At 65.4% G+C, this 16,173-nt stretch carries 14 protein-coding genes; 7 read left to right on the top strand and 7 right to left on the bottom strand.

From position 1 onward, the window contains the following. Positions 1–18: 18 nt before the first annotated feature. Positions 19–1,464 carry an FAD-binding oxidoreductase gene (locus B3T59_RS18035; protein WP_287004589.1) on the bottom strand — a complete coding sequence of 482 codons (1,446 nt, stop codon included), beginning with the start codon at positions 1,462–1,464 and terminating at the stop codon, positions 19–21. Positions 1,465–1,509: 45 nt separating this feature from the next. Then, positions 1,510–3,114, bottom strand: coding sequence for a phytoene desaturase family protein (locus tag B3T59_RS18030; RefSeq protein ID WP_287004588.1), 1,605 nt, complete (start codon positions 3,112–3,114; stop codon positions 1,510–1,512). 167 nt (positions 3,115–3,281) lie between these two features. On the opposite strand from B3T59_RS18030, the gene B3T59_RS18025 reads away from it, so the two are divergent. From B3T59_RS18025 to B3T59_RS18005, 5 genes are all read left to right on the top strand, one after another. After that, the gene (locus B3T59_RS18025) at positions 3,282–4,112 is read left to right on the top strand and encodes an aldo/keto reductase (RefSeq protein ID WP_287004587.1); all 831 of its coding nucleotides are present in this window, start codon (positions 3,282–3,284) and stop codon (positions 4,110–4,112) included. A gap of 35 nt (positions 4,113–4,147) precedes the next feature. Next, a complete protein-coding gene (locus B3T59_RS18020) occupies positions 4,148–4,654 on the top strand; it encodes a GtrA family protein (RefSeq protein ID WP_287004585.1) in 507 nt (168 codons plus the stop codon). A 13-nt stretch (positions 4,655–4,667) separates the two neighbouring features. Further along, the gene (locus tag B3T59_RS18015) at positions 4,668–6,095 is read left to right on the top strand and encodes a phytoene desaturase family protein (protein ID WP_287004584.1); all 1,428 of its coding nucleotides are present in this window, start codon (positions 4,668–4,670) and stop codon (positions 6,093–6,095) included. 248 nt (positions 6,096–6,343) lie between these two features. Further along, positions 6,344–8,248, top strand: a complete 1,905-nt coding sequence (locus B3T59_RS18010; protein ID WP_287004582.1) for a glycosyltransferase — start codon at positions 6,344–6,346, stop codon at positions 8,246–8,248. Beyond that, the gene (locus B3T59_RS18005) at positions 8,235–9,791 is read left to right on the top strand and encodes a glycosyltransferase family 39 protein (RefSeq protein ID WP_287004580.1); all 1,557 of its coding nucleotides are present in this window, start codon (positions 8,235–8,237) and stop codon (positions 9,789–9,791) included. The genes B3T59_RS18010 and B3T59_RS18005 overlap by 14 nt, the downstream gene beginning before the upstream one ends. A 76-nt stretch (positions 9,792–9,867) precedes the next feature. On the opposite strand, the gene B3T59_RS18000 is transcribed toward B3T59_RS18005, so the two are convergent. The 5 genes from B3T59_RS18000 to B3T59_RS17980 all read right to left on the bottom strand — a co-directional run bounded on the left by B3T59_RS18000 (position 9,868) and on the right by B3T59_RS17980 (position 14,213). After that, positions 9,868–10,746 (bottom strand): TIGR03619 family F420-dependent LLM class oxidoreductase, encoded by an 879-nt coding sequence (locus tag B3T59_RS18000; protein WP_005208174.1) that lies wholly within the window; start codon positions 10,744–10,746, stop codon positions 9,868–9,870. A gap of 152 nt (positions 10,747–10,898) precedes the next feature. Further along, positions 10,899–11,861 carry a glycosyltransferase gene (locus B3T59_RS17995; RefSeq protein WP_005208173.1) on the bottom strand — a complete coding sequence of 321 codons (963 nt, stop codon included), beginning with the start codon at positions 11,859–11,861 and terminating at the stop codon, positions 10,899–10,901. Beyond that, positions 11,858–12,697, bottom strand: coding sequence for an ABC transporter ATP-binding protein (locus tag B3T59_RS17990; protein WP_005208170.1), 840 nt, complete (start codon positions 12,695–12,697; stop codon positions 11,858–11,860). The genes B3T59_RS17995 and B3T59_RS17990 overlap by 4 nt, the downstream gene beginning before the upstream one ends. A gap of 3 nt (positions 12,698–12,700) precedes the next feature. Continuing rightward, the gene (locus tag B3T59_RS17985; RefSeq protein WP_039856694.1) at positions 12,701–13,570 is read right to left on the bottom strand and encodes an ABC transporter permease; all 870 of its coding nucleotides are present in this window, start codon (positions 13,568–13,570) and stop codon (positions 12,701–12,703) included. A gap of 76 nt (positions 13,571–13,646) precedes the next feature. Further along, positions 13,647–14,213 carry a bacterial proteasome activator family protein gene (locus B3T59_RS17980; RefSeq protein WP_039856711.1) on the bottom strand — a complete coding sequence of 189 codons (567 nt, stop codon included), beginning with the start codon at positions 14,211–14,213 and terminating at the stop codon, positions 13,647–13,649. 170 nt (positions 14,214–14,383) lie between these two features. Here B3T59_RS17980 and B3T59_RS17975 point away from each other — a divergent pair, with 170 nt between their 5' ends. Both B3T59_RS17975 and B3T59_RS17970 read left to right on the top strand, forming a co-directional pair. Then, positions 14,384–15,580, top strand: coding sequence for a cysteine desulfurase-like protein (locus tag B3T59_RS17975; protein WP_005208164.1), 1,197 nt, complete (start codon positions 14,384–14,386; stop codon positions 15,578–15,580). An 83-nt stretch (positions 15,581–15,663) separates the two neighbouring features. Next, positions 15,664–16,134, top strand: coding sequence for a MarR family winged helix-turn-helix transcriptional regulator (locus B3T59_RS17970; protein WP_287004578.1), 471 nt, complete (start codon positions 15,664–15,666; stop codon positions 16,132–16,134). Positions 16,135–16,173 lie beyond the last annotated feature (39 nt).

Raw genomic sequence — 16,173 nt, 5'->3', positions numbered from 1 at the left:
AAGCGAGCCGAGTTCACGTCAGTTGAGTTCAAGTCGACGGCCCATGTCGGACAAGAACACGCCGGTCGGGTCGATCTCGCGACGCTTGGCGATCCACTTGTCGATCTCCGGGTACATCTTGTGGAAGTGCTCGGCAGACGTCCGTGAATCCTTTGCGGTGTACAGCCTTCCTCCGATCTCCATGACCCGACGATCCATGTCGTTGAGAAACTCCGCGAGCCCTGCACGCAGCGGGAAGTCGAGGCAGACGTTCCAGCCCTCGAACGGGAACGACAGCGGCGCTTTGGGATTGCCCTTGCCGAACAGCTTGATCACGTTGAGGAAGCTGATGTGACCCGACGCCTGGATGTCGGTGATGATCTTCTTGAATTCGTCCTCGTTGCCCTTGGGCACGATGAACTGGTACTGCGTGAATCCACCACCCTTGCCGTACGCGACGGGGCGTCCGTAGGCGTTGTTCCAGTTCCCGATCAGATCGAGCGGGTGATAGAACTGCGGCAGACTCTCGATGACGTCGCGCTTGTTCGATCCGGCCCGGTAGTAGAGCTCGCCGATGAGCCCGAAGTCGAATTTGTTGTCCAGTCCACGCGGGAAGATGTTCGGCAGCGTGATCAGCGGCTTCGGGTTGAACTTGAGCGGATCCTTCTTGAGCTTGTCCGGCAGTTCGTCGAACGTTGCCAGATTGCCGCGGCTGAACGAACCGCGACCGAGCTTCGGGGCGGCGCTCATCGTGTCGAACCAGCCGGACGCGTACTCGTAGCCGTCCTCGTACTTGTCCTCGAGGTGCAGCGCGATGGTCTCGTCGAGGTTGTTGGTGGTGAAGGTGTCGGCCTTGAAGTAGGCCGTCTCGGTGCGCTTGAGCTTGATCTTCACCCGCAGCACGATGCCCGTCAGACCGATGCCCGCCACCGTGCACCAGAACAGCGAGCCGTCGGGGTCGTCGGGCGAGCCGTCGGGAGTCAGGGTGAGAATGCGGCCGTCGGCAACAAGGAGTTGCATCTCGGTGACGTGATCGCCGAACGCGCCAGTCGCGTGGTGGTTCTTGCCGTGGATGTCGTGCGCGATGGCGCCACCGATGGTCACCTGCCTCGTGCCGGGCATCACCGGCACCCAGAAGCCGCGCGGCACGACCACCTTCATCAGATGATCGATCGAGAGGCCTGCGTCGACGTCGACGATGCCGGTCTCTTCGTCGAGCGAATAGATCCTGGTCAGTGGTGTCATGTCGACGGTCAGGCCACCGGAATTCTGCGCCGACTCGTTGTACGAGCGGCCGAGTCCGCGGGCGATGACCCCACGCTTGAGGTAGTCCGGTTTGTCGGCGTTGTCGTCGGCAACCCGAGCCACCGCATCGGCGATGACCTCGGGGTACGGCGTCGACAGGACATGCCCGGTGATCGGGGTGGTACGTGACCATCCGGCCAGCGTGCGCGTGGTGATCGGCAGGAGCTCTTCAGTAGACATCGTTAGCGATCTTACCGCGACGGCAGATACGTCTGGCGCAGCTTGTCAGCCTTCGAGCACCAACGCCGCCGCGTTGTGCCCGGGTATGCCACTGACACCACCGCCTCGACGCGCCGCCGCACCGGCGAGCAGTACGCGGGGGTGCCGCGTCTCGACGCCCCATTGCCCGACGGTGTGCTGGTCCTGCGCCCACGGCCACTGCAGGCTCCGGTGGAAGATGTTGCCGCCGGGTAGCCCGAGTGCGGCCTCGAGATCCTGCGGCGTCTTGGCCTCGATACACGGATTGCCGTGGGCGTCGGTGCAGACCACCGACTGAATGGGTTCTGCGAGAACAGAATTCAGAGAGCTCAGGGTGGCTTCGACGGCCCTGCCGGTTGCCGACGGTGCGTCGAAGACCGCCGGAGGCATCTGGAGTCCGAACAATGTCAGCGTGTGGCATCCGGCGAGCTCTGGTCCGAGGATTGATCTGTCGGACAGTGTGTGACAGTAGATTTCACACGGCGGGACGCTCGGGACCTTGTCGATGCTCGCCTGCTGCCACGCCGCATGCAGTTGGCCGTACGACTCGTTGATGTGGAACGTCCCGGAGAACGCCGCGTCGGGAAGCACCGATCCATCACGTAGCGCCGGCAGCCGATCGAGCAGCAGGTTGATCTTCAATTGCGCTCCGGCGGTGTCGGATTCGACGTCGAGCGGAACGTCGAGGCAGTCGTTGATCGACTGCGGCGCACACGCGACGTAGAGCATCGACGCGCGGAGGGTGGTCTCGACTCGGCTGCTCGCTGCGCTCGCGGCCGGCTCGACCAGAGGGGAGTAGACGTACTCGACCGTGCCGTCGGCCGGGTCGATGCCCGTGATCCGCGCGCCGGTCACTATCCGGGCGCCCGCGGCGACGGCGGCCTCGTAGAGTGCGCCCGATACGGCGCCCATGCCGCCGACCGGGACGTCCCAGTCGCCGGTGCCACCACCGATCAGGTGGTAGAGGAAGCAGATGTTCTGGCGCAGTCGGGCGTCGTGGAGATCGGCAAAGGTGCCGATCAGCGCGTCGGTGGCGACGACGCCGCGCACCAGGTCATCGGCAAAATAGCGCTCGATGAGTTCACCCAGTGGACGTTCGGTGAGCAGCTCCCAGATCTCGGCGAGCGACGTGTCGAGGTCGGCGGAGCTCGACGCACCGGTCACCCGATCGCGCAGCTCGTCGCGGCTGCGCAGCGGCTCGATCAGCGTCGGGAAGACGCGACGTGCGATTTCACCCATGCGGCCGTAGAACCATCGCCACGAAGCGAACTCAGTGTCGTCGCCGGTGATGCGTCGAAATGATTCGGCGGTGGCCGACTCATCTGCGTTGTCGACGAGCAGTCCGCGAGTGGGGTCGGTGGGCAACGGCGTGTACGACGAATAGCGGCGTCGAATCAATGAGATGTCCAGGTCGAGGTCGGTGATGATCTCGCGCGGCAGCAGCGACACCAGATACGAGTAGCGCGAAAGATGTGCGGGCACACCGGGAAACGGTGTCGCGGAGACGGTGGCACCGCCGACGTGATCTGCGCGCTCCAGCACCAGCACTCGACGACCCGCACGCGCGAGGTACGCCGCGGCCGTCAGACCGTTGTGACCCGCGCCGATGATGATGTCGTCGAAGCATTCCATGTATCGAGCATGACCACCGTCGTGACGAGTTGTCGAGGGTCGAGGTGCCCGACCGGTCGCTGCGCGGTGTCGCGTGGAGCACTTCGATGACGGCATGGTCACGATGCGTCAACGACGAGATCGGTTCACCGGGCACGATCGGTTGTCGCGACCATATCCTTGTGGACGTGGACATCCCCTCGGTCGAACTCTCGTCAGGATTCCGGTTACCTCTCGTCGGCCTCGGAACCTACGACATGCTCGGCATGCCCTGCGTCGACGCCGTGTCGGACGCGCTCCGGTCCGGATATCGCCTGCTCGACACCGCGTCGAGATACTCCAACGAACTCAGCGTCGGGATGGGGCTGCGCGAATCGGGCATCGCTCGCGACGAGGTCGCCGTGCAGACCAAGCTCGGCGGTGGCGACCAGGGATTCGACGAGGCGATCAACGCGGCCAAGGAAAGCGCTCGACGGCTCGGCGTCGCGCACATCGACATCTATCTGATTCATTGGCCATGCCCGAGCCTCGGTCGAACCGTCGACTCCTGGAAGGCGCTGCTGACCCTCGCCGACGAGGGTTTCATCACCGTGCCGGGGGTGTCGAACTTCAAGGCACATCAACTGCAGATGCTCTACGACGAAACCGGCGTCTGGCCGCAGGTCAACCAGATCCAGTGTTCGCCTGCGCTCGCGCGAGATGGGTTGCGCGAGTTCATGTCCGAGCGTGGGATCGTCGCGCAGGCGTGGCATCCGACCGGCCGCAAGGAAGGCATGCTCGGCGACGCCGTGATCATCAGGCTCGCGCGCAAGTACGGCAAGTCGCCGACGCAGATCGCGTTGCGCTGGTCGGTGCAGCAGGGCATCTCGGTGGTGCCCAAGTCGTCGCATCGCGGGCGGCAACTCGAGAACGCTGACCTCTTCGATTTCTCGTTCGACGCCGCCGACCTGGCAGAACTCGCAACGCTCGACCGTGGTGAGAAGGCGGCCCGCGACTCCGACGTCGAAGAGGAGTTCTGAAACAGCGGCCGCCCGGCACCGTCTAGGGTGGCAGGGTGCAAGACGCAACCTCCGACGACGGGCACGACCACAAGTCGCGGCACGAAGACTTCACGACGCGCCACGCGCCGACGCCGATCGAACTCCCGGTCGACGATGCGGAGGCCTCGACCGACGTTCCGCTGAAGACGCAGATCCTTCGGTTCGTCATCAGCGGCGTGATCTCCGGCATCCTCGACTTCGGACTCACCACGATCCTGCAGTTCGGTGTTGGGTTGCCGCCAGTGGTGTCGAAGGCCATCGGCTTCATCTGCGGTACCACCTGCGCGTACATCATCAACCGGCGCTGGACGTTCCGTGCGTCGCCGAGTACGGCTCGCTTCATCGCCGTCGCGCTGCTCTACTGCTGCACGTTCTTCGTCAACGTCGGCATCTACACCTGGCTGGCCCACGTGTGGGAGCACACGTTCCTCAACAGCCTCATCGCGTATGTGATCGCACAGGGCACGGCCACGGTCATCAACTTCGTGGTGCAGCGCACCGTCATCTTCCGGGTCACCTAGCGGTGCTCCCGACGTGTTGACCGCGGTTGTCGTCGGCGCAGGCCCGAACGGGTTGTCGGCAGCGGTCCGACTCGCGCAGGCGGGTCTCGACGTCACGGTCCTCGAGGGTGCCGACACAATCGGCGGCGGCACGCGGTCGGGTCCATTCGACGACGAGTATCCCGAGGTCATCGTCGACCATTGCTCCGCGTTCCATCCGATGGGGACGTCGTCTCCCTATCTGCACACCCTGCCTCTCGCCGAGTACGGATTGCGCTGGTCGTGGCCCGACATCGACTGCGCACACCCCCGCGACGACGGCACCGTGGCGCTTCTCTTCCGCGACATCGAGCGCACCGCGGCCGGATTCGCCGACGCGGGATTCCCCGGGGCGGGCGACCGGTGGCGCGCGCTGCTCGGCAGGGTCTCGACGCACTTCCCCGAGGTCGCAGACGACGTGCTCTCGCCGATGCTGGCGCTGCCGCATCACCCGCTGCTGCTGGCCCGTTTCGGGTTGCCCGCGCTGATGCCTGCGACGGCCCTTGCCCGCTTCCTCGGTCCGCACGCGGGCGCTCTGTTCACCGGCATGTCCGCGCACGGTTTCACCCGACTCGACGTTCCGGGAAGCTCGGCCGCCGGACTCATGCTGACCGCGGCGGGCCATCACGGCGGCTGGCCGGTGGCTGTCGGAGGGTCGTCGGCGATCACGACCGCGCTCGCCGGACTCCTGCGCTCGCTGGGCGGCACGATCGAGACCGGACACACCGTCTTCGACCTCGCGCAGATCCCCGCCGACATCGTGATCCTCGACGTCACCCCGCGCGCTGCAGCCGACATCCTCGGTGCGCGCCAGCCCAGCCGCATCGCACGGTCATATCGGCGCTGGCGACGCGGCCCGGCGGCGTTCAAGGTCGACTATGTGATCGACGACGAGGTCGGGTGGACGGCGCGCGACTGCGCTCGTGCGGGCACGGTGCACCTCGGCGGCGAGGCGTCGGAGATCGCGAAGGCCGAAGCCGACGTCGCCGCGGGACGGATGCCTCGTCGACCCTTTACTCTCGTCGGGCAGCAGTGGGTCGCCGACGAGAGCCGAGCGTCGGGGAGGCTCAAGCCGCTGTGGGCTTATGCCCATGTGCCGCAGGGGTATTCGGGTGACGCGACAGAGTATGTGACCGCACAGATCGAGCGCTTCGCGCCTGGCTTTCGGAGCAGGGTCGTCGCGGTTCGTGCGACTTCGCCTGCCGAGTTGGAACGAGCGAATCCCAATTATCCCGGCGGCGACATCGGTGGTGGGCGCAACGACTTGGTTCATCTCGTCGCTCGGCCACGACTCACCGCGTCGCCGTACTCGACGGGAGTCGACGGCGCGTACCTGTGCTCGGCCGCGACACCTCCCGGGGGAGGAGTGCACGGGATGTGCGGCTTCGGTGCTGCTGAGGCCTCGCTGGCTGCGCTCCGCTGAGACCGCGGCGGTAGCCGTCGGTCGCGCGAACGACGTGTAACGCGTATGTCTGGGCGCCCGACAGAACTGATACACGAGTTCAGTCGGGATCGTCAGCCCGATTCGACCGAATGCGTTGCGGCAGCACCCACTTGTGGAGCAGTGGCGCTCGGGTGTCAGTGACAGGGTGTTCACAGGGTGTGGGTTACTGTGGCCGTCGGGGCCGACACGTGTGGCGCGAGAGCCCCCGAAGAGATGAATGGGATGCAATGTCGACAGCAGCACAGCCGACCACGACCGATACTCCGCATACGGACCCGTCTGATTTGCGCGAGATGACCAATTCGTCTTCGGACCGTCTACTCGTCCAACGCACGCTGTTCACCGGTCCGGATACCCGGATCGAGCCGGGAATGTACGCCGACACCGACCACTCCCGGGTGAGGCTCGATCGCCGCCGAGCTCATCTCGGACCGGGGGCACGACTGTCGGCGAACACCTACTTCGGACGTTTCCCCGCCGCCTTCTGGCAGAGCTACACCCGCGTGCGGTCCGTCCGCCTCGAGTTCGACCACGACTGCGCCCCTGGTACGACGATGCGGATCGACATCCGCGCGTCCGACATCAGCGGTCGCGAACGCCCGGTGCAGACCACGGAGGTCTCCGGACAGGGGCACGTGAGCTTCGATCTCGACGTCAAGCGCTTCCTCGACGGCGGCGCACTCTGGTTCGAGTTGACCGCGATCGACGGTCCGGCCAGCATCTCCGACGTCGAGTGGAGCGTGGACTCGAGGGTCCGTGACCGGCCCGTGTCGGTCGTCATGTGCACGCACAACCGACCGGTCGACGCCGTGGCGACCGTGTTGGCGCTGGCATCCGATCCGGTCGTGCTCGAGCGCGTCGCCGCGGTGTACGTCGTCGACCAGGGCACCGACCGCGTCGCAGACCAGGCACGGTTCAGCGAGGTCACCGCAGTACTCGGCGACCGCCTGCGCTACATCACCCAGCCCAACCTCGGCGGTGCGGGAGGATTCAACCGCGGCATCCACGAGGTCACCAAGGACGGCAACCACGACACCGACATCGTCGTGATGGACGACGACATCACGTGCGAACCCGAGTCCATCCTCCGCTTGACCTCCTTCGCCAACAGCACGGTGCGACCGATGCTCGTCGGCTCGCAGATGTTGCTGGCGTCGGAGACGTACCGGGTGCACATGACCGGCGAGTGGGAAGCGCTCGACGAGCTCAAGGCCGGACGTCCCGGCGCCTACGGCAAACAGGGACTCAACGCGCTCGAGAAACAACAGGACGCGCGCACCGACGCCGGATGGAACGGTTGGTGGTCGTGTCTGCTCCCGGTCGAGGCCGTCTATGCGGCGGGACTCTCGCTGCCGCTGTTCTTCCAGTGGGACGACATCGAATTCGGTATCCGCGCGCGCCGCAACGGTTTTCCGACGGTCACGCTGCCCAACGCGGGCGTCTGGCACGCCGACTTCCACCTCAAGGACTACGACGACTGGTCGCGCTACTTCAGTTGGCGTAACGCGCTCATCGTCGCAGCGATCCACGGGCCATACGACCCGAAGCACCTGGTCGCCGTCATCGCGAAGGAGATCGGCGCGCACATCGTCTCGATGCGCTATGGCCTTGCCGCGACTTTCCTTCTCGCCGTTCGTGATTTCCTTCGCGGGCCGTCGATCCTCGACGACGGCGGAATGTCGAAGCTGGCCGAGTTGAAGGAGCTGCGCGCGCAGTATCCGGACACGGTCATCCGCGACAGTGCCGACGTACTCGTCGACGCCGATCCCAACACGAGGATCTCACGCCGCGGACCGCTGCCCGACGAGGACAAAGAGACCCGCGTGTTGGTCAAACGCGCTGTGCAGCAATGGCTCGGCAGGGTGTCGCCCGCGCCCGTATCCATCTCAGCCGACGACGGACGCTGGTGGCACGTCGGGCTGTTCTCGTCGGCCATCGTCACCGACTCGTCGCAGACGGGTGTCCGAGTCAGACGGCGCGACAAGCAGGTCGCGGCTCGGCTCGGACGAGAACTCGCACAGTTGTGTCTCGAACTGCGTCGTGACGGACTCGATGTCGCCGAGGAGTGGCGCGGAGCCATGCCCGAACTGACGAGTCGCGAGAACTGGACGAGATTGTTTGACGGCGACTGAACGACTCCGCACCGCCCGACCCGCACTCGTGGTCGGGATCTTTGGAGTGGTGTTGTGCGCCTATGGTTCCTGGCGCCCATCGCTCTGGTACGACGAGGCCGCAACGGTGTCGGCGGTGCACCGTCCACTGTCGGCGATGTGGGACCTGCTCGCTCTGACCGACGCCGTGCACGCGCTCTACTACCTGTGCATGCATGTGTGGACCAAGGTGTTCGGGCTGTCGGAGTTCTCGCTGAGGTTCCCGTCTGCATTGGCGATCGGCATCGCCGCGGGTCTGCTCGTCGTTCTCGGTGCGCGACTGTGGGATACGCGTTTCGGCGTCATCGCGGGCCTCGTGCTCCTGTGTCTGCCGCGCACGACCTGGGCGGGCTCTGAGGCCCGATCCTATGCAGGCACAATCGCTCTGGCGATCGCGATGACGCTGGTCCTTCTGATCGCGCTCGACGTCGACGACGGCGCTTCTCGGCGTCGACGCTGGGGGTGGTGGGCGGCATACGTCGCCATCTGTGTCGTCGGCGTCGTGTGGTTCTTCTTCACCATCGCCCTGTTCTCCGCGCACCTGCTGATCGTGCTGGTGCGGGCTCGAGGTCGAGATAGGTCCCGATTACGCTGGACGGTAGGCGCTTTCGTGATCTCCGGAATTCTCGTGTGTGCAGTCGTTGCGCCGTTTGCGCGTGTCGTGGTCTCGCAGCGAGGGCAGATCTCGTGGGTCGAGCAGATGTCGCCACGGGCGCTCGGCAACTATGCCCGATTCGAGTTCTTCGACGGCGCAACCATTTTCCTCATTGTCGGCGCTCTCATAGTGGCGGCAGGACTCGTTGCCGCTGCGGTACTTGGCGCCCGCGGGCGATGGTCGATCCTGGTCATCGGACTGCTGTGGGTCGTCGTGCCCGCGGCACTGGTGTTCGTGTTCTCGTGGTTGGTCGACGCTGTCTACACACCTCGCTATCTGATCTTCACGGCAGGTGGACTCGCGCTGATCTTGGCGTGGGCGGTGCGCCAGATCGCACGCGACCGTGTGTGGGTGGCAGCGCTTCTCGTTGTGATTCTGGCTGCGGCCGCGACGCCGTCGTATCTCGCCGACCGCAGCGCGTACGGCCGACTCGGCGGCACCGACTTCTCCGAGGCCGCAGACTTCATCGGCGCCAACGCACACCCCGGCGACTGCGTCGCCTTCTCCACCGCGCCGACGTGGAGTCCGGTCTCGCAGCGAGTCGTCTTGCGCGCCAAGCCCGACGACTTCGCAGGACTCCGCGACGTCGGCCCCTCGATAGATGCGATTCGGGCCGACTCGCTGTGGGACGGCGACAAACCCGTCACCGCCTATCGACGGTTTGCCGAACAATGTCAGGTGATGTGGGTGATCACCGACAAGGACCGTGACCACGGCTACGTCGTCTACCCCGGCGCCACCGCCTACTGGCTGTTCTCACCTAACCACTTCACATCGACGTTGCTCTACCAACAACTTTCGGCCGCCGGACTGCACGTCGTGCGCCAGGTGCCGTTCAACAACTCGCAGGTCGTCGAGATGCGACGCTGACGTCGAGCGCACGCTCTGGAGTGCCAACTGTGTGCTCGAGGGCGTCGACTGGGCGTCGCGTCGCGTCGAGTGTGCGTCAGCCGTTCACCTTGGCGATGACGTTCTCGGCGTAGGCGTTCAGATGATCGATCTTGGTCGCAAGTGGCTCGGTGTCGTCACCCATCACGTACGGCAGGCGGAAGCCGACGATCACGTCGGTGATTCCCTTGTCCTCCAACCTCTTACATCCGTCGACCGTATAGGCGTCGAGTGAGATGACGTGGATCTCGAAGGGGTCGTTGAGTTTTCCCTCCGCTTTACGGATGTCGGTGATCTTGTCGAGCAGGGCGTCGAGCTCCTCCGCGGGGCCGCCTCCGTGCATCCATCCGTCGCCTCTGATGACGGCTCGACGCAGCGCGGCGTCGGCGTGACCTCCGACGAGGAGTGGAATCGGCTCGGTGGGTGCGGGAGTCATCTTGATGCGTGGGATGTCGTAGAACTCGCCGTGGAATTCGAAGTACTCACCCGACGTCAGACCGCGGAAGATGTCCATGCATTCGTCCATGCGCTTGCCGCGGCGGGCGAAGTCGACGCCCATGAATTCGTAGTCCTCCGGCCACGGACTGGTGCCGACGCCGAGCGCGAGGCGGTTGTTGGTCAGGTACGCAACGGAACTCGCCTGCTTGGCCACCAGCGCGGGCGGCCGCACTGGCAGTTTGAGAACGAACGGCGTGAAGCGGATCGTCGAGGTAACTGCGCCGAGGGCAGCGGCCTCGATGAACGTCTCGATGAACGCCTTGCCGTCGAGGAACTCGCGATTGCCGTCCGGGGTGTACGGATAGGTGGCGTCGGACTCCTCCGGATACGCGAGCGAGTCGGGAATGGTGAACCCCGCGTACCCCGCCTTCTCGGCCGCCTGGGCGAGTGGTGCGTAGAAGCTCGGATCTGTCATCGCCTCGGCGAAGGTGAACCGCATGTGTCTCCCCTGTGGATCGGTGTCTGATCACACAGTAGAACACGTTCTAGTTCCGGCGAGGGCGGTCGGCGAATTGCGCCCAGTCGACGCGACGGAGCGCCCAGTCGGCACGCTGAAGCGCCCACTCGACACGCTGAAGCGCCCAGTCGACGTCAGTCTGGCCGCACGAACCGCTCGCGTCGGCCGAGCTGCTGCAACCGGAACCACTCGCGGAAGCCCGCGACGTCGCGCTGCTGCACCAGGAAGTACCAGCCGAATCGCGCGTACTCCTGCGGCAGCAGTTTGCGCATGCCGGGCTGGTTCATCAGGAAGCCGCGGTTGCGGTAGGTGAAGAAGCGCTTCACCGAGTTGTCGGGATACTGCGTGTGCATGCGGCCGCCGAGGATCGGGCGGAACTCGTCGGAGCCGTACGGGTGCAGATATGCCGTGGTCAGGCACGTGCCGAAGCGCAACCCGGAGCGCGCCAGGCGTCGGTGCACCTCGACCTCGTCGCCGCGGAAGAACAGCCGGAGGTCGGGGACGCCGACCACGTCGAGCGCATGCGCTGAGAACAGCGCACCGTTGAACAGCGAGGCGATGTCGGGCAGCAGGTCGTCGTCGCCTGCAGGCTCGCCGTCGCCCTCGAACAGCTCTGACCGCTTGCGCCGCCACGCCACTCCGCGGCGTAGCGGGAAGGCGAGTGTGTCGGGGTCGTCGATGTTGACGACGACGGGCGAGACCTCGTCGAGCCGATGACGCGCGGCGCAGTCGAGCAGCGTCGACAACACCTCACTGCCTTCCGGGCGTCCGTCATCGTCGGCGCACCACACCCAATCGGCGCCGAGCGACAGCGCGGTCAACATGCCGAGTGCAAACCCGCCCGCACCCCCGAGGTTGCGCTGTGAACCCACGTAGGTTGTCGGAATGGGTTGCGCGGCAACGAGTTCAGCTACCTGATGCTCGTTCCCGTTGTCGACGACGACGAGGTGGTCGACAGGTCGCGACTGTGCCGAGACCACGGCAAGCGATTCGGCGAGCAACTCCGCCCGCCGATGCGTCACCACCACTGCAATGACACGCGAGGCAGTCACACGCGAGGCGCTGACATGCGATGTCGAGCCCGTGGTGTCGCTCATGCGGACTTGCCGTCGGTCCGATGCATCTCGTCGAGCACCTCGCGCACGTGCGCGGCAGCGGTCGGGCCCTCGTAGGCACCGACCACTTCCTCGATCCCGCCGTCCATCCGGATCTCGCCGTGGTCGATCCAGAGGGCGCGGTCGCACAGCTGCGCCAAGAACTCGTTGGAGTGGCTGGCGAAGACCAGAATGCCCGAGCGCTCGACCAGCGACTGCAGCCGTGTGCGCGCCTTCTTCATGAACTCCGCGTCGACCGCGCCGATGCCCTCGTCGAGGATCAGGATCTCGGGATCGATGCTGGTCACCACACCCAGCGCGAGGCGCACGCGCATACCGGTCGAGTAGGTGCGCAGCGGCATGTTGAGGTAGTCGCCGAGCTCGGAGAACTCCGCGATCTCGTCGGTCTTGCTCAGCATCTCCTTGCGGCTCACGCCCAGGAACATGCCGCGGATCAGGATGTTCTCGTAGCCGGAGATCTCCGGGTCCATGCCGACGCCGAGGTCGAAGACCGGAGCGACCCGACCCTTGACCCGACACGAGCCGCGCGTCGGTTCGTAGATGCCCGACAGCAGCCGCAGCAGCGTCGACTTACCGGCACCGTTGTGACCGACGAGCCCCACACGGTCGCCGTGCTCGAGGTGCAGGTTGATGTTCTTGAGTGCCTCGACAACCACGACGTTCGACGCATTGGCACCGATCACGCCGCCCGCGGCTCCGAGCACCGACTTCTTCAGCGAGCGCGTCTTGGCGTCGAAGATGGGGAAGTCGACGCAGGCGTCCCAGGTGTCGACGCGGACGGCGTCGTTCTTGGTCTCAGTCTGTTTGGAGCTGGTCACGACTCACACCCAATACGGAACTCGGGCGCGGTAATTGCGCATGATGAACAGGGCGAGAAGGCATCCCGCGACGGTGCAGCCGATGACGATGGCCCAGTGGTAGAAGGCCACCGATTCGCCGAGCAGCGGACCGCGCGTGATCTCGAGGTAGTGGTACATCGGGTTGATCTCGACAATCCGTGCCCGTGATGATCCCTCGCCGGTCACCTTGTGCAGCGACGACGCGCTCCAGATGATCGGCGTCATGAAGAACACCAGGCGCACCGCGGTGCTGAGTAGCTGACCGATGTCGCGGAATCGGGTCGTCAGGATGCCGAAGACCATCGCGACCCAGACGCTGTTGATGACGAACAGGATCATCGCCGGGATGATCAGCACGACGGTCCAGCTCAGGTGGATGTGCTTCCAGAAGATCGCGAGCAGCACCAGGTAGATGACGATGTTGTGCGCAAAGATGATGAGCTGTCGCCACGCGAGTCGGTAGACGTGCACCGACAGCGGCGACGGGATCTGCTTGATCAGCCCCTCGTTCTTGGCGAATACCTCTGAGCCGTCGAGGATCGATCCCTCGATGAAGCCCCAGAAGATGAAGCCGAGGGTCACGTACGGCAGGAACGTGGTGATGTCCTCGTCGAACAGCTGCGAATACAGCAGACCCATCGCGACGGCCGTAATGCCGGTCGCGATAGTGATCCACAGCGGACCGAGCACCGAACGGCGATAGCGCTGTTTGATGTCCTGCCATCCGAGAAGCGCCCAGAGCTCGCGCGCGCGAAGTCCGTCCGAGAGGTCCTTGAACGCACGCCGCAACGACCTCGAATCCGACGTCGTGGGTGGTGGCGGAACTTCCCGCTCGTTGACTACCGCTGACACGGGGATTCAGCATACAAGCGCGCGGTTCGACGATCCGGAACGGGCGGTGTCGAGCGAGGAGTGCGCGACTCGATACTCAGAGGTACTGACCGGTGCTCGGCCCGCCGCCGGGGCCTCCCGGCCCACCTGGACCCACGATTCCGGGAGGCAGAGCGCCCTGTCGCATCTGCTCGAGTTGCGCACGTGCGGCCATCTGCTGGGCGAACAACGCCGTCTGGATTCCGTGGAACAGTCCCTCGAGCCACCCGACGAGCTGTGCCTGCGCGATACGCAGCTCGGCGTCGGACGGGGTCGAGTCGTCGGAGAAGGGGAGTGCAAGTCGTTCGAGCTCTTCACGTAGCTCGGGGGCAAGGCCGTCTTCGAGTTCGCTGATCGACGTCTGGTGGATCTCGCGGAGCCGGTTGCGCGACGCCTCGTCGAGCGGAGCTGCCCGCACTTCTTCGAGCAGTTGCTTGATCATCGTGCCGATGCGCATGACCTTGGCGGGTTGCTCGACCATGTCGGCAACACTGTCTTTGGATTCGGCTTCTTTCCCGCTCGTGTGGTCGTCAGGTCCGACAACCACGATGCTCTCGTCACCGGTTGCCGGCGAACCGAAACCACGGGGATCAAATGCTCCGGACGACGTTCCTTCGCTAGCCATGTGACCCATTGTGCCGAAAGCCACCGACACTCGTCACCAGTCGTCGGCATTGCCCCCGAGGCCAGTCGGTATTGCTGTCGACGCCACGAGGACGCCGCAACGCCGCCGTCGCGCCGCGTTCGGCGGCAACCCGTCCGAAGCCCGTGTGCGGGCCGTCTATCGTGACTGGCATGAGTCTCGACGTCGCCGCGGTGCGAGGACTGTTCCCCTCGCTCGGCGACGGCTGGATTCACCTCGACGCCCAGGCCGGAATGCTGATCCCCGACTCCGTTGCCAGTGCGGTCTCGTCCGGGTTCCGGCAGCTCGGCGCAGCGCCGGGCGGGGTCTATCCGGGCGCGGTCCGCACCACCGAAGCCATCGACGGCGCACGCCGAGCGGTCGCCGATCTCGTCGGCGCACAGGCCGCGGGTGTTGTTCTCGGGCCCTCCCGATCGGCGCTCGTGTGGTCGCTCGCGGAGTCGATCGCCCCCAACACCTGGCTCGGCGGCGACGTCGTCGTGAGTCATGCCGACGACGAACCGAACATCGTGCCGTGGCTGCGGGTCGTCGGACGTTATGGCGGTTCTGTGCGGTGGGCAGAGCTCGACATCGAGACCGGCGAGCTGCCCGCGTGGCAGTACAAGAACCTCATCGGCGCGCGGACGGCCGTCGTGGCCGTGACCTTGGCGTCGTCGACGCTCGGTGCGATCACCGACATCCCCGCCATCGCCCGCTTCGCCCACGCACGCGGCGCGATGCTGGTTGTCGATGCGACGAATGCTGCGCCCTACATGCCGCTCGACATCGACGAACTCGGTGCCGACGTGCTCGTGGTGTCCGCAGAACGGTGGGGCGGCCCGCGAGTCGCGGCGATGGTGTTCCGGGATCCCAAGGTCATCGAACGGCTCGTTCCGATGTCGGTCGACCCGCGCGCGGTCGGGCCCGCGCGTCTCGAACTCGAACCGCTGCAGGGTGGACTACTGACCGGGCTCGTCGCATCGATCGAACACCTCGCCTCGCTCGACGCCGACGCGATCGGCAAGAGGCGTCGACGACTCGTCGCCTCCCTCGACGCGGTGAGCGAGTACCTCGAACGCCTGATGGTCTACCTCACGACGACGCTCGAACAGCTCAGCCAGGTCTCGGTTGTCGGGACTCCAGGCAACCGCGTCCCGACGCTCAGTTTCACCGTCGATCAGGTCTCGGCCGACAAGGTCGTCCGACGACTCTCCGACAACGGGATCTGCGCGCTCGCCGACCTTCCATGCCGGGCACTGACGCGTATGGGCGCGAGCGACTTCGGCGGCGCCGTGAGCGTCGGTCTCGGGCCGTATTCGACGCCGTACGAAGTTGACCATTTGGTCAGAACTCTCGGGTCATTCGGTTAGACCAACGTCGCAGCGTATGGCGTGTGGGTCGACCGATCCACACGGTTTCGCGTTTAGCGACAACGCATACTAAGTTGACTAATGTGAACGACCCCGAACCGCGCACACACACGCCCGGTACGCCGGAGCTGACCACCGACCAGGTCGAGCTCTGGCAGTCGTTCGTAGACGGCGGATGGGCCCTGATGGCCCAGGTGAACAGTACGTTCGGCGCGAACGGTTGGACTACAACCGATCTGCGCATCCTCGAGGTCCTCGCGACGCGTGAGCAGTTCGGCATCAGCGAACTCGCCGCGACCGTGCACATGGGCGTCAGCACCGTATCTCGTCAGGTCGGCAGGCTGATCGACACCGGCGATGTTGTCCGGGTGCGCTCTGACCTCGACGGCAGACACCGACTCGTCCGCATCACCGACACCGGTCGCGGCACGCTGGCCCGCATCTCACGGGTGCGCGACGGAGTGGTGCGCGAGTACGTCGTCGACGTCCTGGGTGAGGACGACTTCACCACCATCTGCCTCGCCATGCGGAAGGTCCGCGGCTCCTGGTCGTGACGGTTACACCCCTTCGACGCCACTTTCGGGCAGCATCGA

Source organism: Gordonia sp. UBA7860, assembly GCF_002500165.1.
In the GTDB taxonomy this organism is placed as follows: domain Bacteria; phylum Actinomycetota; class Actinomycetes; order Mycobacteriales; family Mycobacteriaceae; genus Gordonia; species Gordonia sputi.
Note: the sequence above shows the minus strand (reverse complement) of the source record. Positions and strands in the feature narration are given on the sequence as shown.